This window comes from Rossellomorea vietnamensis, assembly GCF_008180415.1.
Lineage (GTDB): Bacteria > Bacillota > Bacilli > Bacillales > Bacillaceae_B > Rossellomorea > Rossellomorea vietnamensis_C.
The window spans coordinates 1-22,205 of the sequence record NZ_VTEI01000017.1; the positions used below are offsets into that span (position 1 = coordinate 1).

General features: G+C 40.3%; 26 protein-coding genes and 2 pseudogenes. 23 read left to right on the forward strand and 5 right to left on the reverse strand.

All coding sequences use genetic code 11. The features are described from left to right. A partial coding sequence (locus tag FZC78_RS20575; protein ID WP_148941966.1) for a helix-turn-helix domain-containing protein occupies positions 1 to 183 on the reverse strand: 183 nt, incomplete at its 3' end. Between the two features lie 92 nt (positions 184 to 275). Between FZC78_RS20575 and FZC78_RS20580 the strand changes: the two genes are divergently transcribed. The 17 genes and pseudogenes from FZC78_RS20580 (at position 276) to FZC78_RS20660 (ending at position 13,436) form a co-directional block, all read left to right on the forward strand. Further along, complete coding sequence (locus tag FZC78_RS20580) at positions 276 to 1,373, forward strand: MBL fold metallo-hydrolase (protein ID WP_148941967.1); 1,098 nt, start codon at positions 276 to 278, stop codon at positions 1,371 to 1,373. Between the two features lie 37 nt (positions 1,374 to 1,410). After that, positions 1,411 to 1,794: a DUF302 domain-containing protein gene (locus FZC78_RS20585; protein WP_148941968.1), complete on the forward strand. Its 384-nt coding sequence runs from the start codon at positions 1,411 to 1,413 to the stop codon at positions 1,792 to 1,794. 469 nt (positions 1,795 to 2,263) lie between these two features. Then, the gene (locus FZC78_RS20590) at positions 2,264 to 2,641 is read left to right on the forward strand and encodes a hypothetical protein (protein ID WP_148941969.1); all 378 of its coding nucleotides are present in this window, start codon (positions 2,264 to 2,266) and stop codon (positions 2,639 to 2,641) included. Continuing rightward, positions 2,631 to 2,891 (forward strand): metal-sensitive transcriptional regulator, encoded by a 261-nt coding sequence (locus FZC78_RS20595; protein WP_148941970.1) that lies wholly within the window; start codon positions 2,631 to 2,633, stop codon positions 2,889 to 2,891. The genes FZC78_RS20590 and FZC78_RS20595 overlap by 11 nt, the downstream gene beginning before the upstream one ends. 82 nt (positions 2,892 to 2,973) lie before the next feature. Continuing rightward, on the forward strand, positions 2,974 to 3,201 hold the full coding sequence (locus FZC78_RS20600; protein ID WP_148941971.1) for a sulfurtransferase TusA family protein: 228 nt from the start codon (positions 2,974 to 2,976) through the stop codon (positions 3,199 to 3,201). A gap of 69 nt (positions 3,202 to 3,270) precedes the next feature. Beyond that, a complete protein-coding gene (locus FZC78_RS20605; RefSeq protein ID WP_148941972.1) occupies positions 3,271 to 3,750 on the forward strand; it encodes a DsrE/DsrF/DrsH-like family protein in 480 nt (159 codons plus the stop codon). 25 nt (positions 3,751 to 3,775) lie between these two features. Further along, positions 3,776 to 4,129: a rhodanese-like domain-containing protein gene (locus FZC78_RS20610; protein WP_187445040.1), complete on the forward strand. Its 354-nt coding sequence runs from the start codon at positions 3,776 to 3,778 to the stop codon at positions 4,127 to 4,129. A gap of 78 nt (positions 4,130 to 4,207) precedes the next feature. Continuing rightward, on the forward strand, positions 4,208 to 4,504 hold the full coding sequence (locus tag FZC78_RS20615) for a rhodanese-like domain-containing protein (protein ID WP_148941974.1): 297 nt from the start codon (positions 4,208 to 4,210) through the stop codon (positions 4,502 to 4,504). A gap of 51 nt (positions 4,505 to 4,555) precedes the next feature. Further along, positions 4,556 to 5,125 carry a sulfurtransferase TusA family protein gene (locus FZC78_RS20620; protein WP_148941975.1) on the forward strand — a complete coding sequence of 190 codons (570 nt, stop codon included), beginning with the start codon at positions 4,556 to 4,558 and terminating at the stop codon, positions 5,123 to 5,125. A gap of 74 nt (positions 5,126 to 5,199) precedes the next feature. Then, positions 5,200 to 6,327 (forward strand): MBL fold metallo-hydrolase, encoded by a 1,128-nt coding sequence (locus tag FZC78_RS20625; protein ID WP_148941976.1) that lies wholly within the window; start codon positions 5,200 to 5,202, stop codon positions 6,325 to 6,327. Positions 6,328 to 6,456: 129 nt separating this feature from the next. Further along, a complete protein-coding gene (locus FZC78_RS20630) occupies positions 6,457 to 6,684 on the forward strand; it encodes a sulfurtransferase TusA family protein (protein WP_148941977.1) in 228 nt (75 codons plus the stop codon). A 49-nt stretch (positions 6,685 to 6,733) separates the two neighbouring features. After that, positions 6,734 to 7,509, forward strand: a pseudogene (locus tag FZC78_RS20635) (sulfite exporter TauE/SafE family protein). 1,302 nt (positions 7,510 to 8,811) lie between these two features. Then, a complete protein-coding gene (locus FZC78_RS20640) occupies positions 8,812 to 9,198 on the forward strand; it encodes a YidH family protein (protein ID WP_148941978.1) in 387 nt (128 codons plus the stop codon). A 481-nt stretch (positions 9,199 to 9,679) separates the two neighbouring features. Beyond that, positions 9,680 to 9,796: pseudogene (locus FZC78_RS24920) on the forward strand (LysM peptidoglycan-binding domain-containing protein); the annotation flags it as partial. Between the two features lie 515 nt (positions 9,797 to 10,311). Then, positions 10,312 to 11,010: a YetF domain-containing protein gene (locus FZC78_RS20650; RefSeq protein ID WP_148941980.1), complete on the forward strand. Its 699-nt coding sequence runs from the start codon at positions 10,312 to 10,314 to the stop codon at positions 11,008 to 11,010. 185 nt (positions 11,011 to 11,195) lie between these two features. Continuing rightward, complete coding sequence (locus tag FZC78_RS20655; RefSeq protein ID WP_148941981.1) at positions 11,196 to 12,098, forward strand: AEC family transporter; 903 nt, start codon at positions 11,196 to 11,198, stop codon at positions 12,096 to 12,098. Between the two features lie 129 nt (positions 12,099 to 12,227). Continuing rightward, positions 12,228 to 13,436, forward strand: a complete 1,209-nt coding sequence (locus FZC78_RS20660) for an MDR family MFS transporter (protein WP_148941982.1) — start codon at positions 12,228 to 12,230, stop codon at positions 13,434 to 13,436. Positions 13,437 to 13,646: 210 nt separating this feature from the next. Here the strand turns inward: FZC78_RS20660 and FZC78_RS20665 are convergent, their stop codons facing one another. Both FZC78_RS20665 and FZC78_RS24645 read right to left on the reverse strand, forming a co-directional pair. Beyond that, complete coding sequence (locus FZC78_RS20665; protein WP_148941983.1) at positions 13,647 to 14,051, reverse strand: anti-sigma regulatory factor; 405 nt, start codon at positions 14,049 to 14,051, stop codon at positions 13,647 to 13,649. A gap of 608 nt (positions 14,052 to 14,659) precedes the next feature. Beyond that, positions 14,660 to 14,794: a hypothetical protein gene (locus FZC78_RS24645; protein ID WP_286365512.1), complete on the reverse strand. Its 135-nt coding sequence runs from the start codon at positions 14,792 to 14,794 to the stop codon at positions 14,660 to 14,662. A 384-nt stretch (positions 14,795 to 15,178) separates the two neighbouring features. On the opposite strand from FZC78_RS24645, the gene FZC78_RS20670 reads away from it, so the two are divergent. From FZC78_RS20670 to FZC78_RS20685, 4 genes are all read left to right on the forward strand, one after another. Continuing rightward, complete coding sequence (locus FZC78_RS20670; protein ID WP_148941984.1) at positions 15,179 to 16,225, forward strand: SDR family oxidoreductase; 1,047 nt, start codon at positions 15,179 to 15,181, stop codon at positions 16,223 to 16,225. Positions 16,226 to 16,477: 252 nt separating this feature from the next. Then, a complete protein-coding gene (locus tag FZC78_RS20675) occupies positions 16,478 to 16,990 on the forward strand; it encodes a mismatch-specific DNA-glycosylase (RefSeq protein ID WP_148941985.1) in 513 nt (170 codons plus the stop codon). A 513-nt stretch (positions 16,991 to 17,503) separates the two neighbouring features. Then, entirely contained in the window at positions 17,504 to 17,866 is a 363-nt protein-coding gene (locus tag FZC78_RS20680; RefSeq protein ID WP_148941986.1) for an aminoacyl-tRNA hydrolase, read from the forward strand. 129 nt (positions 17,867 to 17,995) lie between these two features. Continuing rightward, positions 17,996 to 18,331 carry a VOC family protein gene (locus tag FZC78_RS20685; protein ID WP_187445036.1) on the forward strand — a complete coding sequence of 112 codons (336 nt, stop codon included), beginning with the start codon at positions 17,996 to 17,998 and terminating at the stop codon, positions 18,329 to 18,331. A 412-nt stretch (positions 18,332 to 18,743) separates the two neighbouring features. Here FZC78_RS20685 and FZC78_RS20690 read toward each other — a convergent pair whose 3' ends face one another. Continuing rightward, a complete protein-coding gene (locus FZC78_RS20690; protein WP_148941988.1) occupies positions 18,744 to 19,703 on the reverse strand; it encodes a hypothetical protein in 960 nt (319 codons plus the stop codon). 93 nt (positions 19,704 to 19,796) lie between these two features. On the opposite strand from FZC78_RS20690, the gene FZC78_RS20695 reads away from it, so the two are divergent. Together FZC78_RS20695 and FZC78_RS23925 are read left to right on the forward strand one after the other, a co-directional pair. After that, entirely contained in the window at positions 19,797 to 20,096 is a 300-nt protein-coding gene (locus tag FZC78_RS20695; RefSeq protein WP_148941989.1) for a hypothetical protein, read from the forward strand. Positions 20,097 to 20,245: 149 nt separating this feature from the next. After that, complete coding sequence (locus FZC78_RS23925) at positions 20,246 to 20,407, forward strand: hypothetical protein (protein WP_187445037.1); 162 nt, start codon at positions 20,246 to 20,248, stop codon at positions 20,405 to 20,407. Positions 20,408 to 20,831: 424 nt separating this feature from the next. Here FZC78_RS23925 and FZC78_RS20700 read toward each other — a convergent pair whose 3' ends face one another. Next, positions 20,832 to 21,638, reverse strand: coding sequence for an MBL fold metallo-hydrolase (locus FZC78_RS20700; protein ID WP_148941990.1), 807 nt, complete (start codon positions 21,636 to 21,638; stop codon positions 20,832 to 20,834). Between the last annotated feature and the right edge of the window lie 567 nt (positions 21,639 to 22,205).

Below are 22,205 nucleotides of genomic sequence, written 5' to 3' on the forward strand. Positions count from 1 at the left end.
CCGCTTGGCATCGTAGTCGAGCTGGGCCTGCAGGGCATTATAAGGCTTACAGCGTTTTAGCTCGTAATGAATGGTGCTCTTGCTTCTTTTCAACTGTGCGGCAATATAGGAGAGCGACTTCTTTTCCAGGCAATAACTTTCAATTAATACACGTTCCTGTGGTACGATATGGGTATAGCTCATTTGGGAACACTCCTTAGTTGATTGGCGTTAACTATTGTGTACCCACTTGAGCTATTTTAATTTACGAGCCGTTCGACTTAATATGATAATCTATAACTCAAAAAGTATTAAGTAATGAAAAGGTTTTTATTGTAGATGTTAGGAACACTGATGCATTTGATGATTGGAAAGTTGAAGGCAGGAATGTGGAGGTCATTAATGCACCTTACACAGAAATTAAGGAAAAAGGCATTGACTCTTTCCTAGATAGGCTTCCTGAATCTCAGAGGATTTATGTTATTTGCGATAAAGGAAATTTTTCTCTAAAAGCAGCGGAGGTAATTGCCGAAGCAGGTTATACGGATGTTTATTCAATAACAGGCGGGATGAGTGCCTGGAGTGAACATCTGGAACCGATCAAAATAGGTGACTTGCAGGGAGGAGGAACCTTGCATCAGTTTGTACGGATCGGTAAAGGCTGCCTGTCGTATTTAATTCAGTCCAACGGAGAAGCCGCAATTGTGGATGCAGCCCGAATGACGGAACCCTACAGAAAAATCCTGGCAGAAAATGATATCAAGTTGACTCGAGTGCTTGATACACATTTGCATGCGGATCATATCTCAGGGGGAAGAGAACTCACTGAACACAGCAGGGCTGAATACTTTCTGCCTCCAAAAGATGCTGAGGATTTGCAGTTTTCCTATGAGCCGGTCAAGGACGGGGACCAATACGAGGTAGGTTATTCCATCATTAAAGCTTTGTACTCGCCGGGGCATACTATCGGCAGTACTTCTTATATTATCGATGATCAGTATTTACTAACAGGAGATATCCTTTTCATCGATTCGATCGGCCGCCCTGACCTTGCAGGTAAAGCAGAAGACTGGGCAGGAGATCTTCGTACAACTCTTTATCGGAGGTATAAAGACCTCGATGAAAATTTATTTGTTTTGCCTGCTCATTATATGGGAATCAATGAGATGAATGAAGATGGAAGCATATCTGCAAAACTCGGTACGCTCTATCAGGAAAACCATGGATTAAATATTAATGACCAAGAAGAGTTCAGAAAAACAGTGTCAGAAAACCTGCCGCCTCAGCCGAACTCTTATGAAGAGATCCGTAAAACAAATATGGGGAAAGAAAGTCCTGACGAAGAACAACAGACCGTGATGGAAACCGGGCCAAACCGGTGTGCAGTCAGATAGAAACGGTTTTAAATATTATATTAAGGAGAGGCTGCTCATGTTTGATTATACTCTTTCAACACCTAAAACCATTGATGAGGCAGTGGAAAGCCTGGAAACAAGCTTGAAGGAGGAACAATTCGGGGTACTCTGGACTTTTGATATAAAGGAGAAACTTCAGGAAAAAGGATTGGAGTTCGAAAAAGAATTCAGGGTACTAGAAGTTTGCAACCCGAAAGAAGCACAAAGAGTACTGAATGAGAACACTATGGCGGGCTACTTCCTTCCATGTAAAATGGTCGTTTATCAAGAGGGCGGGGAAACGAGGATAGGGATGCCGAAACCTACCTCACTCATTTCCATGCTGAACGATGAAAACATGAAAGAATTCGCAAAAGATATTGAAGAGCGGTTAATAGGCTGTATGGAAAAAAGCATTTAATGAAGAGGAAGCTTACAGGATGAATTCATCCTTTTTTATAATCTCTCATAGGTATTGTAAGCATTGCCATTGATTTTGCGAATTTTTATATGTTACTGTTGCAACAATGAATAATTAGTTTACTCAACGATCAACATGGACATTGAATAGAAAGACTATTTAGCGACCTTTGAAAAGCTCAAATTATGGAAGGATTTTTAGGAATCTCTTCTACTGTTCATTGTACTAAGGAGCATGATAATCATTATCCAATCATCTTGCACACTTTTAACTGGGGGATTAACTCATAATCACTTTGCTTCAAGGGGAATTTTAAAAGGTTAGGTAAATTTGGCAGCCAAAACGCCGCTTTACTAAAGAGCAAAAACTCCTAGTTTCGGAAAAAGAGGTTGACTTAATACCTACAGGGGTATAAAATAACTCATGTAAGCAAGATGTTTCCTTATAAATTGATAAGGGCGGTATTAAAATGTTATTATTGATTATCATAGTAAGCACCATAATGGTTGCAATGTATAATAGATACTTTCCCGTCAAAGGAGTTCAGTGCAGCACTGAACTTCCAGCAGAGACGGAATCGATACTCATATTAGATGTTCGGGATTATAACCAGTCATCTGCCAATCCTATACCTCATGCTGTTAATCTCCCAGTGGCGTATATCAAAAGAAACTGGGACGATGTGGCAGCCACCCGGATACATGTCGCAGCATCTACTCCGGTTGAAAAAAACATGAGCATCAGGATGCTGAGAAGAAAAGGATTTGAGGTTGCAGGTTATACTTTGACTGAAAAACAATCTCCGCTAAATCAGAATAAGGGAAAGGGGTATTGTTATGGAATATAATGATGGGGTCAAGAATCGTGTGAAACGTATGGAAGGCCAGTTAAGAGGCGTTCTAAAAATGATGGAAGAAAACAAAGATTGCAAAGAAGTCATCACTCAATTATCCGCCGTCCGTTCTGCTGTAGATAGAACAGTCGGAGTCATTGTAAGTTCCAACCTCGTCGAATGTGTACTGGAAGCGGAGAAACGTGGAGAAAAATCTGACGACATGATAAAAGAGGCTGTCAACCTGCTGGTTAAAAGCAGATAAAACTAAAAAGGGTTGACAACCTTTTTTTCACATAGTAATATACCCCTATAGGTATTACTAAAAATTATTTGGAGGTATAAAGATGAATGCAGATAAAGTATTAGATGCAAAGGGCTTGGCTTGTCCAATGCCGATCATAAAAACAAAGAAGGCTATGAACGATTTGGAACCAGGTCAAGTACTGGAGGTTCTTACATCTGATAAAGGAGCTAAGAATGACTTAACAGCATGGGCAAAATCAACCGGTCACGAGATGTTGGATCATAAAGAAAAAAGGGATATCTTTACTTTCTGGATTAAAAAGGGATAATTTTTTTACAACTTTAATACCCCATAGGGTAGTGGTAAATAAATAATAGTTAAGCAGGAGGAGAAAACAATGACAGATAAAAAAAGAACAACTATCGTACTATTCAGTGGAGATTATGATAAGGCCATGGCTGCTTACATCATTGCGAACGGCGCTGCTGCATATGATCACGAAGTTACCATCTTCCATACTTTTTGGGGATTGAACGCGCTTCGAAAAGATGAGAATATCGAAGTGAAAAAAGGATTCATGGAAAAGATGTTCGGCAAGATGATGCCAAGAGGAGCAGATAAAATGGGGCTCTCCAATATGAACTTTGCGGGGATGGGACCAAAGATGATCAAAGGAGTCATGAAGAAACATAATGCAATGTCACTTCCTGCTTTGATTGAGATGGCTCAGGAACAGGATGTAAAACTTGTTTCTTGCACGATGACAATGGATCTTCTTGGTTTGCAAAAAGAAGAATTATTGGATAGTATCGAGTATGCTGGGGTTGCAGCATATTTAGCGGATGCAGAAGACGGTAACGTTAACCTGTTCATCTAATAAGGGGGCCAATTACTTGGATTACATGAGGTATATCCTTGTCGGTATTTTAGTCATCATCATTATTATGCGTCTTATGCCCGCAAGAGGTGTAAGGCATATCAGTACAGCTGATCTGGAAAATGAACTGCAGGATAAAGACAAAATGTTCATTGATGTAAGGACAAAAGGTGAGTTTAACAAGAGAAATATTCAGGGTTTTAAAAACATCCCACTATATGAATTACCCTACAAGACCAAAGAACTTACTACTAATAAAGAAATCGTTTTGATGTGCCAGAGCGGCACGAGAAGCAATAAGGCAGCAAAAATTCTTAAGAAAAAAGGCTTCAATAAAGTCGCCAATGTAAAAGGCGGTATGGGAGCCTGGTCTAAATAAATATAATTTCGCTAGTTTCATGCTCTTTTCCCCAGCATGTGCTACAGGAAAGGAGCTTAAAATAAGGAGGAATGCTATATGAGAGAGATCACACCAAGAGAAGTCGAAACAATTGTACACGAAGGTAAACCTGCAAATATTATCGATGTCCGTGAAACGAATGAAGTGGCAGAGGGAAAAATTCCCGGTGCTGTCAATATTCCTTTGGGATTAGTTGAATTTCGAATGAATGAGCTTGATAAATCACAAGAATATATCATGGTATGCCGTTCAGGTGGAAGAAGCGGCCGTGCATGTCAATTCTTAGAGAATCAGGGGTATAAGGTCATTAATATGAATGGCGGCATGCTTGCTTGGGAAGGTAAAACAGAATAAATTTTTTTACGAAAAATTATACCCTATGGCGTATTAATTGGAGGTTATCATATGGAAAATATCAAAGTAAATGAAGTATTGGATGCTAAAGGACTGGCATGTCCTATGCCAATTGTAAAAACGAAGAAGGCCATAAATGGACTTGAAGCCGGACAGGTTCTGGAAGTGGAAGCAACCGATAAAGGCTCGAAAGCAGATATCAAGGCCTGGTCCGAGAAAGCAGGGCATCAGTATCTGGGTACAATTGAAGAAGGGGAAGTCCTTAAGCATTACTTGAGAAAAGCATCATGCGAAGAATCTATTGAGAAAAAACATCCTCATGTAATTGATAATGATCAACTTGCGGCTAGACTGGGAGAAAGCATTGTTGTCTTGGATGTAAGAGAATCCGCGGAATATGTATTTAACCATATCCCAAATTCAGTTTCACTCCCATTGGGAGAATTAGAATCACGTATGAGTGAACTGAACAAAGAAGATGAGATCTATGTAGTTTGCCGCACTGGAAGCCGCAGCGATCTTGCTTCACAAAAGCTAACAGAGAATGGCTTCAGTAACGTCATCAACGTTGTTCCAGGAATGAGCCAGTGGACCGGCGCCAGTGAATCAAACACCAATTAATCAAAATCCGGGGTCCTATAAGGTCCCCAACTAAATTTTTTTACAAACAATAATACCGCAGGGGGTAAATAAAAATGACTGTAAAAGCTATGAATGCAAAAGAAGTAACACAAAAAGTATTCAATAACGAAGATCTGTTTATCCTTGATGTTCGTAATGAGGACTCTTTTCAAGATTGGAAGATAGAAGGCCGCAATTTCGATTATCTAAATATTCCTTACTTCGATCTTCTGGATGGCGTTGAGGAAATCATGGATAAACTGCCAAAAGACAAAGATATTCTTGTCGTATGTGCTAAAGAGGGGTCTTCTGTTATGGTCGCGGAAATGATTTCTGACGAAGGGGTGGACGTTTCTTACCTGGAAGGCGGTATGAAAGCATGGAGTGAACATCTTGAGCCGGTTAAAGTAGGCGACTTAAAAGACGGGGGCGAGCTCTACCAATTCGTACGCATTGGGAAAGGCTGCCTATCTTACATGGTAGTCTCTAACGGTGAAGCCGCAATCATTGATTCAACAAGAATGGCCGATATTTATACGGAGTTTGCGCAAAGTGTAAATGCCAGGATTACTCATGTATTCGATACACACCTTCACGCCGATCACATTTCAGGCGGCCGCATTATTGCAGAAGATACAGGAGCAACCTACTGGCTGCCTCCAAAAGATGCTGAAGAAGTGACATTCCAGTATGCGGCTTTGGAAGACGGCAATGAAGTAACAATCGGAAATACAAAAATCAATATTCACGCATTGTACTCACCGGGCCACACAATTGGATCAACTTCATTTGTAGTAGACGAACAGTATCTGATGACGGGTGATATCCTCTTCATCGATTCTATCGGAAGACCTGACCTTGCTGGCTTGGCTGAAGACTGGGTAGGAGATCTTCGTGAAACACTCTACACGCGGTACAAAGAACTTTCCAATGACTTGATCGTTCTTCCTGCTCACTTCATGGTCATTGATGAATTAAATGAAGATGGAACTGTATCCGAAAAACTTGGTGTACTATATGCACAAAACCATGGATTGAATATCAATGATGAATCAGAATTCAGATCACTTGTAACAGAAAACCTTCCTCCTCAGCCAAATGCTTATCAGGAAATCCGTAAGACGAACATGGGAAAAATCACTCCAGATAGAGACCAGCAGCGTGAAATGGAGATCGGCCCCAACCGTTGCGCGGTAAGATAACACTTGAGATTATATATGGCTTAAAAATATCTTTTTTCAAAATGAGCTATTTAGGCATCGTTAGTAACTATCGATTACAGAAATAAAGGAACAATAAAATACAATGAACATTTTCAGGAGGCTATTAAAATGAATTCAACAAAAGTATTAGATGCAAAAGGACTAGCATGTCCAATGCCGATTGTGAAAACCAAAAAGGCCATCAATGACCTTCAATCAGGAGACATACTGGAGATCCACGCAACAGATAAAGGAGCTAAAAGCGACCTTACAGCCTGGACAAAATCAGGCGGCCATGAACTAATTCATCACGAAGAAGAGAATGATGTTTTCAAGTTTTGGATTAAAAAAGGGTAAATATATGAGGGAACCGATACATGGTTCCCTTTTTTAAGGAGGTATAAGAATGGATATAGGATTTATTATCGTTATATTTCTAATAGGTTTCATAGGTTCATATATTTCAGGAATGCTCGGGATAGGCGGGTCAATTATCAAATACCCCATGTTATTATACATCCCGCCTTTATTTGGGCTGGCAGCATTCAGTGCCCATGAGGTATCCGGCATCAGTGCCGTACAGGTTTTTTTCGCCACGATCGGCGGTGTTTGGGCTTATGTAAAGGCGGATATCTTAACAAAACTTTGATAGTTTATATGGGCGGTGCGATTTTAATCGGAAGCTTCGTCGGCGGGTATGGTTCCAAACTGATGTCAGAAGGCGGAATCAATTTAGTGTATGGAGTGTTAGCTCTCATCGCAGCAGTTATGATGTTCATCCCCAAAAAAGGAATTGATGACATTCCTCTGGACAAAGTGAAGTTCAATAAGTGGCTGGCAGCTTCGTTGGCTTTGATTGTTGGTGTGGGAGCAGGAATTGTCGGTGCTGCCGGAGCTTTCCTGCTTGTGCCGATCATGCTGGTCGTACTGAAAATCCCTACACGAATGACGATTGCCTCTTCGCTTGCCATAACCTTTATTTCTTCTATCGGAGCAACAGTCGGTAAAATTACCACGGGGCAGGTGGACTATCTTCCCGCATTGGTTATGGTTGCTGCAAGCTTGATAGCCTCACCGCTCGGCGCAATGGCTGGCAAGAAGCTAAATACCAAGATTCTTCAATATATACTGGCATTCCTGATCTTGGGAACTGCCATTAAAATTTGGATGGATATACTATAATAGTTTGATTTTGCTGTTATAGCTGCCCTTAAAAGGGTAAAATCATACTATCTAGGGATTTTAGCCTTTTTTTAGAGGATTGAGAAAGCATATCCTCAACTATAAAAGCTTGTTGTAAAGGAGGCATATCAATGGTTAAAGTGACTCAATCAGCAATAGATGTTATTCGTTCTCAAGTAAAAGACGTCATCGAGCAAGGCAAAAAACCGTTCATCCGTCTTGAAATGGGCATTGGCTGAGGAGGCCCTAAGCTGCGTCTGACTCTGGATGAGTCAGCTTTAGAAAAAGATGAAGTAACAGAAATAGAAGGAATTCAATTCCTTGTTAATGAAAAAGACAAAGTTTATTTTGATGAAGCAAAAATTGATTATGTAAAAACTTTGCTTGGAGGCGGGGAATTTAAGGTTTTAAGAGTCTAATAAGAGGCCTGGTCCTGGTCAAAGAGGAGCGTTTATATGTCCAAACAGCAAAAATGCAAGCAAGGTTCGGTTCCTGAAGCAGCAAAGTGGAGAATCAAATGAAGTATAAGAGGTTCAATCCTTCCATCTGACCTGGTGTTCTCCTCTGGCTCCTGGCAGGAGTCATCTTAATGGTGAATAAGATATTTTAATAAGGCTTTTATCGTAAACTTTGTTGCTATTCGATACTAAGTCCAAAAAAACAACAATATTAAGAGGGGGAAGAATGGTGTCACCGAAAAGAAAAGAGCTGCTCTCCCTCCATCAGAAATAAAACTCTTACTATCCGGGGATATCCGAAAGCAACAATATATGCGAAAACAACCTATAAAAGGGCCCTGCTCAATCGAGTATGGGACCTTTTGTTTCTCATTTTTCTTTAATGTTTTTTAGGCTCTCTTTTTTTATAATCCATCTAACTAAGCTTTTTGAAAGAACCGGCTTAGCAGAATATAAAGCCGTTATCTTACGAAGTTAATATAAAATAGTATCTAAGTTTACGAAAAGAGCCCTATAAAAAGGAGAGTTTACATCCGTTACGATTACGAAGGAAAGCGGAAGATGAACAAATGGAATGAAAGATTCAAGCAGGAAAAATACGTCTATGGAACTGAACTACATGAATTCTTGAAAACTTCATTTTAAAAATATCTTTATCTGGAGATGTTTTGGCGATCACAGATCGTGAAGGCAGGAATGCTAAATGTAACTCCATGGGAATACGCCGCCTAAGGGCTTAAAATACAAGAGCTGGCCGCCATGAGAAAAGGAAAGGTTTGTATATAGCCAATTTATAGGGGGAAAGAAGTAAGGTGAACAATCCATTCTTTAAGGGGGTATACTCATGAAGAAACGAGAATATTCCGATGAGGATTCTCAAAGTACCATTGACTCAAAATATATCCAGCAGCACTTGGCGAGTGAAAGGACCTTTCTTGCCTGGATTCGTACTGCAATTGCCATCATCGGGGTCGGGTTCCTAGTAACCAACCTCCATTTTACAATGGCAGACAAACTATCTCCCTTGAGCGATTTGCTTGCGAATATCATTGGCTTATCATCTGTCGGACTCGGTATCCTGACCATCATCATGGCACTCTTTGCCTACATTAAAAAAATTGATGCCATAAATAATCAATCCTTCCGCACATCAAGAGCCACCATTATTGCCCTGGCTGTTTTTGTGATTGTCATCGCTATCATATTCGGCACCTATTTTCTTATTGTTTAATCCTTCAAAACGGGCTCATTCTGTTGTAACTTGCTGACCTTCCCTTCGTCTAATAAGGTGTAAAAGGAGATTTACAGCAAATTACATCAAGAGAGAACATTATGGGGGTTAAATCATGAAGAAAACATTTATCAAGTCGGCAGCCATCGCATTGGCACTATCAGCTTTCAGCCTTACACATGCACAAGCTGAACATTTTCATCTTATTAAGAAAGGAGATACTCTTTGGAGTCTCTCCCAAAAATATGGGATGACTGTGAAGCAACTGAGGGAGAGTAATGATCTCACTTCCAACATCATCTATGCAGGTGAACAACTACAAATCCAGAAGATCATCAAGGTTAAAAAAGGCGATACATTATGGAGCATTGCAAAAAAACACGGTACTACCGTTCACCAATTAAAATATGTGAACGGACTGAAATCAGATACGATTTTCAGTGGTCAAAAACTTAAAATTCCCAATTTCGTCATTATCCGGAGCGGAGATACTTTATGGAGCATCAGTCAAGAATATGGGATTTCTATAGATGAACTGAAAAGAAATAATGGTTTAAAAAATAACCTGATCTTTGCAGGACAGGTCCTAAAGGTCAGTCAGATGCACACTATGCCAGCCGGATACGATGCTGAAAAAATCCGCCTGCATGTTCCTTTGAATTCCGGTTATACTTTTACATCTGAGGAACCAAGAACTTATATTCTTCAATCTAAAACTAAGGAAAATTACTTTGCAAGGGTGGAAGTGCTTGATTCTCAAACGGACATAAAGAATGTGCGAATGAATGCAGGAGAGCAGCTTGCAGCACTGGGTTCTGTGACAGAATTAAGGACTCAGAATCCTCTTCCGTTTTATGAAAAGGCACATTTTTTTCTCAGTGCTCAGAATACAAAAGTTCAAACGGCCATTGGGGTAAAAAGCGTTGATGGCAAAATTTTAAAATTCACTATCCATTATCCTAATGAAGAAGAATCAGAAGCTGTATACCCGGCTATGCTCAAGATTCTTCAAGAAATTACAATTAATTAAAGAGAGAGCTCCCAGTCCAATTTGGGAGCTTTTTTCATACTTTTCTTTTTTATAAAGATAATAACGGAAAAGGAGGAATCTCAATGAATGTTTTCGAGCTGTTTTTAAGGGTGGTAATTGCTTTTATCGCTTTGTTCATCATGGCCCGGCTCTCCGGAAGAAAAGAAATCAGCCAAATGACTTTCTTCAATTTCATTTCGGCAGTCGCTGTGGGGAACATCGGAGGGACGATCGTTGTTTCTGCTGAATTAAGTATACGCAATGGACTCCTTGCGCTTGCAGGCTGGCTTGTTTTGACGGTTGGATTCTCTTACATAGACATAAAGTCTAAAGCTGCAAGGAAAATCCTTGAGGGAGAGCCTATCATTGTAGTGAAACAGGGGAAGATAATGGAGCAGAGCTTGAAAAAGACCCAATTAGATGTTGATGGCTTAATGGCCTTGCTGCGTGAAAAACAGGTATTTTCCATGAAGGACGTTGACTATGCGATATTCGAAACAAACGGAAAGTTATCTGTTCTCAAGAATCAGGCACAGCAAACCGTCACCAAACATGACATGAATGTTCCTTTAACAAGTGGAAGATTTCCTCAATCCACTGAAGTCATAGCAGATGGAGAAGTGATTGAAAATAATTTGAAAAGACTCAACCTTCAAGAAGAGTGGCTGATATCACAACTTCAGCAAAAAGGAATACAGTCTATATCAGAAGTCTTTTATGCAGAAGTCCAGAAAGACGGGTCACTTTACATTGATAAGAAGAAAGACAATATGACCCATTAGCAAGAATCGTTTACCCCTTTAAAGCTTTAAGAGGATCAACCCCTTTTAGCGATTAAAGGGGTATATTCATTCTTACAAATAGTAGAGTGATCAGGCAGATGGCAAGCAGGAATTTACAAATTGAATTATACTAATGAAATACTTAGATTGTTATTTTAGAAAAATATTGATTTGGAGTTTTGAAAATGAGCTTTATATTAATCGTAGTGCCTGTCTTTATCATTCTATCTGTCGGTTTTATTGGTCAAAAGCTGCTCAAATTGGATATTAAGTCCCTCTCAACAGCAGCTTTGTATTTGATGCTGCCGTTCCTTGCTTTACAAACTTTTTATGAAAATGAACTGAATATGAATTACCTTTATATCTTACTGTTTTGTCTCCTTCTGTTGTTCGGCTTAATCCTTGTCTCTTTTATAGCAGGAAGGATGACCAATAGGCCGCACAGTAAAACATCTGCTTTTGTATTAGCGGGTGCTTTCATGAACAGCGGAAATTACGGAGTGCCAGTCATTCTATTTGCCTTTGGTGAAACGGGGTTTCAGTATGCGGTCATTATGATGGTCATTCAATCTTTACTGATGAATACCGTTGGTTTGTATTTTGCAGCAAAAGGAAGTAAAAGCGGCGGGACGTTGAAGGCATCATTAATTAAAATATTGAAAATGCCGGTCCTTTATGGCTCTATTTCAGGCATTCTGCTGCAAATCGGATCTGTTTCCATTCCAGATTTCATTTATAACGGGATGGATCTAATAGCTTCGGCTGCCATTCCTACCATCATGCTTGTTCTGGGAATGCAGCTGGCAAGCATATCCAAGAAAAACGTTGAAATGAAAGAATTATCAGGAGTGATATTCATCAGATTGGTGATTTCCCCTGTTATCGCCTATGCCATCACCGTGATGCTGTCCCTGGATACTCTGCTTGCCAGCGTACTTATTGTTCTAGCGGCAATGCCGACCGCTGCCAATACAACGATGTTTGCTGTCCAATTCGATACTGAACCTGATCTCGTTTCATTTAGTACTCTGGTCACAACGTCCATGAGTATTATAACCGTCCCTTTGATGGTCATGCTGTTGTCTTAGGCTGTAAATATAAGAATAGGGTTTACCTTGATAAGACTTAATTATGTAAAAACATAAAATATATAGAATTTACTTATCCCTGATTTCGCCATATAGTAAGTTATAGAAAGAAAAGAGGGGGAATTTCTAGTGAATCCTATTAAAAGTTATGTTAATCAATTTCACCCGATTATTTGGGTTCTTCTGACTGGTACGGTTTTATCGAGAGCGGCCTTTTTCATGACCATGCCATTTCTGGCAATATACCTTTCCAGAAATATGGATATGCATCCTCTGCTGATAGGTTTGACCGTTGGTGCAAGCCCGCTTGTGGCTACGGCAGGGGGGTTTGTTGGCGGACATTTATCTGACAGATATGGCCGGAAACCAGTGTTATTGTTTTCTTTACTCTCGATGTCACTTGTGTTCTTTGGATTCAGTATGGCAGACCATCCGATTTGGTTCATCGTACTGAATGCATTGAATGGTTTGTCAAATTCTTTCTTTGAACCAACTTCTCAGGCATTAATGGCAGATCTCACTAAAAAGGAGGAGAGGATGAAAGCCTATTCTCTCCGCTATACCGCTATAAATATAGGAGCTGCTGCAGGTCCGCTGGCTGGTGCCTATTTAGCAAGTATATCGGCAGCGTCCACTTTTGTTCTAACCGGTACCATCTATCTGGTATATATGTTGGCGCTTATGGTTCTATTGAGAAAATTTAAAATGGAGGGTACAGGAGAAATCAAATCAAACGTTACCTTTCGTGATGCATTTTCAATAGTGAAACGGGATTCTGCTCTCCGATTTTTAATCCTCGCCATTATATTAGTTAATATCGGCTACTCACAATTGCAATCCACTTTACCTCTGCATTTAGAAGCCCACCTGGAAGACGGAATTTACATTTTTTCCATCTTGCTATCGATCAATGCTGTAATGGTCGTATTTCTGCAAATGCCTGTCAGTTCAATTGCAGAGAGATTCAAACCGATGCAAATGATGGTCACTGGCGCTCTCATTATGAGTTTAGGATTAATGGGATTTGGTTTTGCTGATGGGTGGATGATGTGCATTGTTTCTGTCGCCTTTCTGACATTAGGGGAGATATTGATTTTTCCTGCGAACTCTGTTTTGATTGACAGACTGGCACCTGAACATTTAAGGGGAATTTATTTTGGTGCTGGACAGTTCAGAAAAATAGGAAACTTTGCCGGCCCTGTCTTGGGGGGATTTCTGTTCAATGAAGCGGGAGGACCTTTCATGCTGTGGCTCGTTGCAGGTATTGCTCTAACAAGCATTTTCTTTTTTTCTATCGGAAGCCGCTCCTTTTTAGAAGTGAAGGGACAAAGTGTGTAAGCAACCTGAAGAAGAGGACTTAACGGCCGATGATAGTCGGCTGTTTAACAGGAGGAGATCGGCACATAACATTGAAATAGGGATAGTTTCTCACAGCGCTTTACCACGTTAAAGCACTAAGAGGGACTGTCTATTTTAATGCTTTAACGTGGAAAAGAACCGTTCGATTATAACAGTTCTTTATTTAGACGAAATCAAACTTCATAAATTTTATCTTATTTGCCATTTAACTGCTTCCACCCTGGTTCCTGAACCTGGAGCCGATGTGAGTTCAAACTCATCCATGATTGTCTTCACTCCGGGAAGACCTGCACCAAGACTTCCAGATGTAGAATATCCTTTCTGCATGGCCTTTTCGACATCCGGTATTCCGCACCCCTGGTCTACTGAAATAATCCTGATCCCTTTTTTCCGATCCTGTTCTACTAATACAAATTCTATGTGGCCGCAGCCCGCATACCTGTAAATATTCCTTGAGAGTTCTGAAACGACTGTCAAAATTCTCGCTTGATTGGTTAAGCTGAACTGTAATTGTTGAGCAATCTCTCTACCTTTTTTCCGTGCTGCAACAATGTCGGCTTCATTCCTTATATAAATAACAAGCGTGTTATCCATACCTTGCGACTCCTTGAAGACCTGCAGAATACCTTTTAAAAGTAAGCACAAAATTTTTCATAATCTCTTCACTCCATTAAGGTTTTTCTTTTTTGTTGCTATTTCAAACTAATTTCGAAAAAAACAATCATAATTCACCGGAATAACCTCCTACCTAGGAAAAGAAAAGAGCTGCTCTCTCAGCTTTGAGAGAAAATCTTTAGTTTACGGGGATATCCGAAAGCAACAATGTATGCGAATACAGCCTTTTTTAATATAAAAAAAGCCAAAAAGAGGGGAGGCACCCCATCTTTTTGGCTTATGACTAGTCCTATGCCCAGTCCATCAGGCCAACTATGAATTTTAAGCTTACTGGCTGTATTTAACTTACAGTTAGAATGTGTTCCGCTGACACTCTGTTCCTACATGTGGACTCCAGCTTCATATCCTTTGTCCGACTATGGAAATTTCTTCGATTGTTCCATTATAACGGAATTTTTCTAATATATATATAGAATTCGATAATTGGAAGGAAAAACCTTTTAATTTCTAAACCTATTATTATTACATTTTATTATTAAATAACAAAAGATCCCCCCTAGTCCTTATGAGACAGGGGATAACCATTATCACTTCAATTTATTTTTAATGTCCTGCTGGGTGATTTCACTGCGAATGGCTGCATCCTTTGCAAATTCTTCATTGAATGCTTTATTTCTTGGATACTTATTTTTCCGTTCGCGGTTATCATTTTTATTAGTCATTGTGATCAACCTCCTTTCCATAATAGCCTTTTCAAACTTTCTACTGATTATGTACGGATAGGAAGGACTTCAGTAAAGATCATAAGGCTGTTTACGCAAAGATTTTGGTTTTTCTAAAATGGATTTCCGCTCCAAGCGCGACTCCAATCCTTCTAAGTGAAAATTAGGAGGAGATAAAATAGCATTCAAAGCAACAATCTTTTAGAAAAGAGCCTTTCAATATTACCATATTTTTTCCTTCTTGAGATTGATATTTCTTCGGAATTAGTATCAAATAGCAACAAAGTTTATGAAAAGATCCGATCTTAGAGGCGATCAGATACAAGCATTTGTTTCTTTTCCTTTCTATACGGTAAAATAGCTTATAGAAATGAGGGATAGTAATTGAATATTTTTTTGACTGGAGCCACGGGTTTTGTAGGCAAAAAATTAACGGAAGAATTATTAAATGACAACCACCATTTGTACGTCCTTTGCAGGAACGAAAGAAAAGCAAATGCGTTCATTACCGGCATACCACTTGGTTTAAGGAAAAACGTCACCTGTGTGATAGGAAATTTAAGCTCAAGTCTGCTTGGGCTGGACTTGAAAGAAACAGAGAATTTGAAAGGGAAAGTTGAGGCCATCTTTCACATGGCAGCCTACCTTTCTTTTGATCCTGAACAGCAGAAGGAGAGCTTTGATGTCAATCTCGAAGGAACCAGGAGGGCATTGGAATTCTCAGAGAAAATAGAATGCAGAAAGTTCCTTTATGTGAGCACAGCCTATACAGTAGGAATGGAAACAGCAGGAAAAGAAGAACTATACAGTTCCGAAAGAAAGTTTGTAAACCACTACGAAGAATCAAAAAATCATGCGGAACATCTTGTTCATTCCTATAAAGACAAAATGGAAGTCATCATCCTTAGGCCATCCATCATTATCGGGGATTCCAGAACAGGTGAAGCAGACACCACCTTTGGTGTATATGGCTTGCTGAAAGCAGCTTCACTGCTCAAGCGGAAAGTGTCAAAGAAGGATGGATGGGAAGATAACATTTATCGTTTTCTTGGAGAAAAGGAATTAAGGATGAATCTCGTCCCCGTTGATTATGTAGCCAGTGTGCTAAAGGAAGCATTGACACTTGGGGAAAATGGAAAGATCTATAACATTACGGATCCGTCCCCTCTCAAACAGAAAGAGATTTTTCAGGTCGTGAAAGAAGTGCTGGAGTTCCCAAATCTCGAGCTGGTTCCTTTCTCTCAAAAGGACAAGTTGAGCGATCTTGAGAATTCATTGAATGAAGCACTCGGTATTTTCAAGCACTATTTTACACGGGAACTTCATTTCCCCTGCCAAAATACGCTCTCATTGCTTGAAAGAGCCGGCAAGAAGCCGTTGAAATTAGATCACGATAACCTGAAATTCATCCTGGGAAGCTATAAAAAGTAAAGTCTTTAGAACTTTAAGGCATTAGGCTCTTATCGAAACTTTGTTGCTATTTCATAATTACGAAAAAAACCATAATTCATCGGAATAACCTAGTAAACAGGAAAAGAAAAGAGCTGCTCTCTCAGATTTGAGAGAAAACTCTTAGTATACGGGGATATCTGAAAGCAACAATGTATGGGAATACAGCCAAGCTTTCAAGGGACAGTCCCTTTTTGTGCTCTAAAGCATAGAAGCACTGAAAGGAGGAAGAGGATGCAGCCATTACCGGATCATTTACAGAAAAATCTTGATATTGTGTTTATCGGTTTCAATCCCAGCCTTAAATCTGGGGAAGTCGGCCATAACTATGCAAATCGCAGTAATCGATTCTGGAAAATCCTCCATCTATCAGGGCTGACTCCAAGGCAGTACGCACCAGAGGAAGATTCAACCTTATTGGAATTAGGGTATGGATTGACAAATATCGTGGAGCGGCCGACAAAAGAAGCTGCTGACATAACTAAAGAGGAGTACAGCGAGGGAAGGGTCATTCTCAAAAAAAAGCTGCAATCAAATGCACCTAAAATAGCCTGCTATGTCGGGAAAGGGGTGTATCAACAATTTTCACAAAAACGAAAGATAGCTTGGGGCGTACAGGAGAAGTCTGTCGTGGATGGTGTGGTCGATTTCGTTGCTCCCTCATCCAGCGGACTCGTTAGGATGAAAATAGATGAAATCGTCTCTATCTACAAAGAATTGAACTTGCTGAAGAAACAAGAAACGTAACCGAAGAAAAACACCTCTTCGGTTCATTTCATTGGCTGTTTTCGTAAACTTTGTGGCTATTTGATATTAATCACGAAAGATAGTTCAATAATAAACCCGGAAAATCCTGATAAACAACAGACTCAAGGCCTGCTTATTGCACATCTTGTATTTGTCCTTTCCTCGATGCATAAGAGAATTTATTCCCTTGATTATTATTTATCATAATATTGCTTTCCAAGAATGTTGGTTACCAAGTATAGTATTAATAGAAAGTAAATCCAATACAGCGGGGGAGGGAGCCCCCCTTGGAATACAAGTGAAACCTTAACTAAACAACTAGCAAAGGGTAAGATTCTAGACTGAATCCTGAATAGCAGAATCTCTCAACCCTCGCTTCTAACATATGAATATATTGGATATTACGGTACCCTTGGTGGACATCCAAAATTAAAAAAAAAAAATCTGATCTCCACTATCAAAACCTCTTTTACTTTTTAAAAAATTTATTTTACCCAACTATTAGGAGGACGTATGATTAACAGCGAGATAGTTCAATACTTCGTCGTAAATAAAGAGTTGAATATGTCACCAGGAAAAATCGGAGCGCAAACGGCTCATGCGGCAACCATCAGTACGATCGACCTTCTTTCGGATTCGTCTTTATTTCCAGATTTACGAGATGACTTTATTTTATGGTATCAAACCGGAATGAATAAAATTGTTCTAAGAGGAAGACAAAAAGATTTAGAAAAATTAGCGGAGAAAGGCTATTACTATGTCCATGACAGTGGGAGAACAGAAATTGCTTCTGGTTCTTTGACCGTCGTCGCCCTGCCTCCGATGCCTAAGCCGAAAGCCAAAGAAATAGTAGGAAACTTGTCTTTGTTTAAGTAGCTTCTGTAATAACTTTGTATTATAGCTGAGCGCTGAATGAAGATTTCCTATGTCTTTAAAGCAGTACGGTTTAATCGTGTTCAAAGAAGGAAAAACACCCTATTGAAAGTGACGAAAGGAGATTTAAGAATGTTTTCTAGAATAGACACAGTCATATTGAATGTAAAAAATTTAGATGATGCCAGGCAATGGTATCAGGAAACATTGGAACTCGAAGAAGTTTTCGATGGAGGAAACCATGTCGTTTTTAAAGTGGGACAGGGGGAAACGCCTATCACCATTATTGAGGGAAAAACAGGAGCTTCAGCAGTGAAACCTATACTTTTTTCCGAAGCAATTGAAGAAACTCAGTTAAAGTTAAAGGGCCTGGGAGTTGAGGTAGGATCACTTGAACAAGACGGAACCGTTACGTTCTTTTCTTTCAGTGATCCAGACGGCAATAAGTTCGAAGTTTGCCATTTTTAATGGGAAGTAGTAAGTAACTGCTTTATAATCTAATGAAGAATATAGTTTCTTCTCTAATTAAAAGGCTGTTTTCGCATACATTGTTGCTTTTCGGAAAAATCCCAAGAGCCGGATTTTTTCCCTGATACTAAGGGTTTTTTCTCAAATCTGGGAGAGAAGCTCTTTTCTTTTCATGTTTACCAGGTTATTCCCCTGAACTATGGTTGTTTTTTCAGAATTGGCGTCAAATAGCAACAAAGTTTACGAAAAGAGCCAATTAAAAAGAAGAGCAGCCTTCACATAATAAATTTCATGAAGAAAAAGCAGAAGATGGATACTTCCTGAACAGTGAATTTAAAAGGTTATGTCCTTGTTAAATTCGAAGGTAATCACATACAAAAAAAAGCAGAGCAAGGATCTGCTCTGCTTCTCATCACCAAAAGAATCTTCTAGGCAAACCAGGGTTCATACCGAAAGGGCCGGGCATACCAAACCCTTGCGAGGGACCGCCTCCCATAAATGGCTGTCCAGCAGCTCCTTGCGAAGGTCCTGTTTGATACGGTCCATATGGAATGCCGGGACCATATCCCGGATTGCCAGCACCTTGCATAGTTGTGGGACCGAAAGCTCCTCCACTTTGCTGCCCATAATGTGGAAAGGAACCGCCTCCCATTCCGCCTTGAAACTGGCCGGTACCATTGCTCACTGCAGTGCCATTCATAGGGTAGGGGTTCATGGTTGTCATCTGATTCTGCTGAGACGGGTTCATTCCCTGCTGACTTCCATATATATCGGATGGGGTCATTCCTTGCTGCATGCTTCCATATATATCAGATGGGTTCATTCCCTGCTGGCTTCCGTACATATCAGTTGGGTTCATTCCTTGCTGCATGCCGTACATATCGGATGAGCTCATTCCCTGCTGCATGCCGTACATATCAGATGGGCTCATTCCTTGCTGCATGCCATACATATCAGATGGGTTCATTCCCTGCTGCATGCCGTACATATCAGTTGGGTTCATTCCCTGCTGCATGCCGTACATATCGGATGGGTTCATTCCCTGCTGGCTTCCATATATATCAGATGGGTTCATTCCCTGCTGCATGCCGTACATATCGGATGGGTTCATTCCCTGTTGACTTCCATAGTAATCTGAAAGGTCCATAGATGTTAAGGCCTCTTCATCGATACCAGACATCTGCAAAGGGTTCAATCTGTATTCATCTATACCGCCATAATAAACTCCTTGGTCGGCATACATTTCTGGAGCGTGATAATGATTACTATTTATGTTCACTTGTGATGATGGTATAGAACTTGTGTTCATACCTGACACTATATAGGGATACATATTTTTCACGAAGTAATACCTTCCTTTCAGCATCATCATTTTTCTAACTTCCTTTACATCCTATTTAGCAAGACTGAACTTGTGCCTATCCAACCTGATATGTCTACCCTCTAATTGAAAGGAGCACAGCTTATGAAGGCAAGATCTATTGTAAAATGTACTCTTCTGTTTTTCATTGTGATGACCTCTCTGTATTTCACTCCTGATTTTAATGCTTCGCTGAATATTGAAGCGGCAGGCTCTACAAATAGTCAGTCTCTTACTGCAGCATCCACTGATATAAGCAGTAAGAGTGAAGGGGAGCGGGAGAGGCCTCTGTTTGAAAGCATCCTGCTTTACTTGATCATTTTCACCCCCGTTATGGTCGTGACACTGTTACTATGGGTTTTTTCTAAGATCATGAAATTAACAAAAGAAAAGAATGAAGCATGATAACACAGCTTCATTCTTTTTCATGACTCTCTTCTAAAATGTTTTTGCACAAGTAAAGAAGCGCAAGTCAATTTTCACTATGTTTTCTAGTAATCGTCTATTCACTCCAAAGGAATAGAACATAGTATAAAAGGAAGGGAGTGATAGGTGTGAATTTTAGAGAAGATCCTTCAGACGAAATGACATTCCTTAGGATGAGGGATACGTTGAAGGCTCATGAATCAATGATATTTTCTTTGCAGACTATTGTAGAAAAACAGCAAGAGATGTTAGAAAAAATGGCGGGCAGAGAACTGCAGGTTCACGTCTAGTTCCAGCGCCTAGTCCCTCGGGGTCAAATCACCCCAAGAGAATAAAAGGAAAGACCGCCTTTTTTCTCTTGTGAACATTTGCCTGTCGGGCCTGACCAAGGCGCTTCCACTTTTGGTGCGAAACCCTCCTTCTTGGAGACGATCGCCTTGGAGAAAATGATAAAAATCGCCTTATTTGCTGCAGCTCTTTATAATGAGGATGGAACTGAGAGCCATTCAATATAGTATTTAATTTACAACCCAATTTTTGCTAAATATTTATCGATCTATAATCGGAACAAGAAGCTCCGAATTAACGGAGTAGTGTGTTAAACCACTTGATGCTTTAACAAACAAAGGAAGGGCGGAGGTTACTCCGTGCTTCCTTTTTGGTACTGATGGGTAACCAGAGTATAATTCCCAGAGGAATTTTCAAAATGAACTCCTATTTCTTATTCTCTGGTATTTCTGTTTCACCAAAGTCTCTTGAAAGACGTTCAAGGTTGGTGATAAGCTCATCATCTGCAAGCGGAAGGCCATGCCCGACGACCGCCACAGATGGCTGCAGCTCAGTGAGAGTTTTAACCGAATTCCAAGAAGCCTGCCAATCCCTTGTGAAATATTGGGGAGGTCCATGGATTTCCTGCTTTTGCGTCAGGACATCATAAAGCTTTTCCTGCTCCACATTAATGAAGGCATCACCAGCTATTAAAGCTTTGTCGTTCTTCCTGAACAAAGATATGTGTCCTGGTGTATGTCCAGGTGTATGGACATATCTCCAATCGGGGAGAACAGGGATTGAACCATCTTTAGGTAGAATATGGAGGTTGGCAGAAATATCAATACTATGTCGCGGAAAGGTAGTGGACATTTTTGCAACCAGCCCAGCCTCCTCAGTATTCGGAGGCGGGTAATTGCTTTCTCCAGAGAGGTAAGGCTTTTCCATTGAGTGGGCGTAAACTGGCACATCCCATTTTTTCAATAAACCTTCAAGAGCTCCCACATGGTCAAAGTGTCCATGGGTGAGGATGATTGCTTTACAAACACAATCATCACCAAAACGTTCCTGAGCAGCTTTAATGATCATTTCATGTGAATCAGGCATTCCTGCATCTACTAATATAAATTCATTGCTCACACTTGGGTTTCCGATAAAAGCTATATTGACAATTTGCACAGTATAATGATAGAGATCCGGTAGTACTTCGATCCCCATTCCGCTGGCCACAGAGGTCATTGGCATTTTCTTCATAGACATCCTCCTTACATTTTCTGCGGTAGTATCTGTTAAAACCAGATTGATTATGTGATATCGCCGGTAATTATATACCCTGTTTTTTTAAAAAAATGGGAATCCTTCAAAAAAATTGTTTCTATTCCCGAAATAATGTTTTATTACAAAAAAGCGCAAGCGCCTTGATCAGCCCCGACAGGCAAATGTTCTCCGGAGAAAAAAGGTGCTCTTTCCTTTTATTCTCCGGAGGTTATTTGACCCCGAGGGGCTAGGCGCTGGAGCTGGATTGCACAAAAAAGCGCAAGCGCCTTGATCAGCCCCGACAGGCAAATGTTCTACGGAGAAAAAAGGTGCTCTTTCCTTTTATTCTCCGGAGGTTATTTGACCCCGAGGGGCTAGGCGCTGGAGCTGGATTGCACAAAAAAGCGCAAGCGCCTTGATCAGCCCCGACAGGCAAATGTTCTACGGAGAAAAAAAGGTGCTCTTTCCTTTTATTCTCCGGAGGTTATTTGACCCCGAGGGGCTAGGCGCTGGAGCTGGATTGCACAAAAAAGCGCAAGCGCCTTGATCAGCCCCGACAGGCAA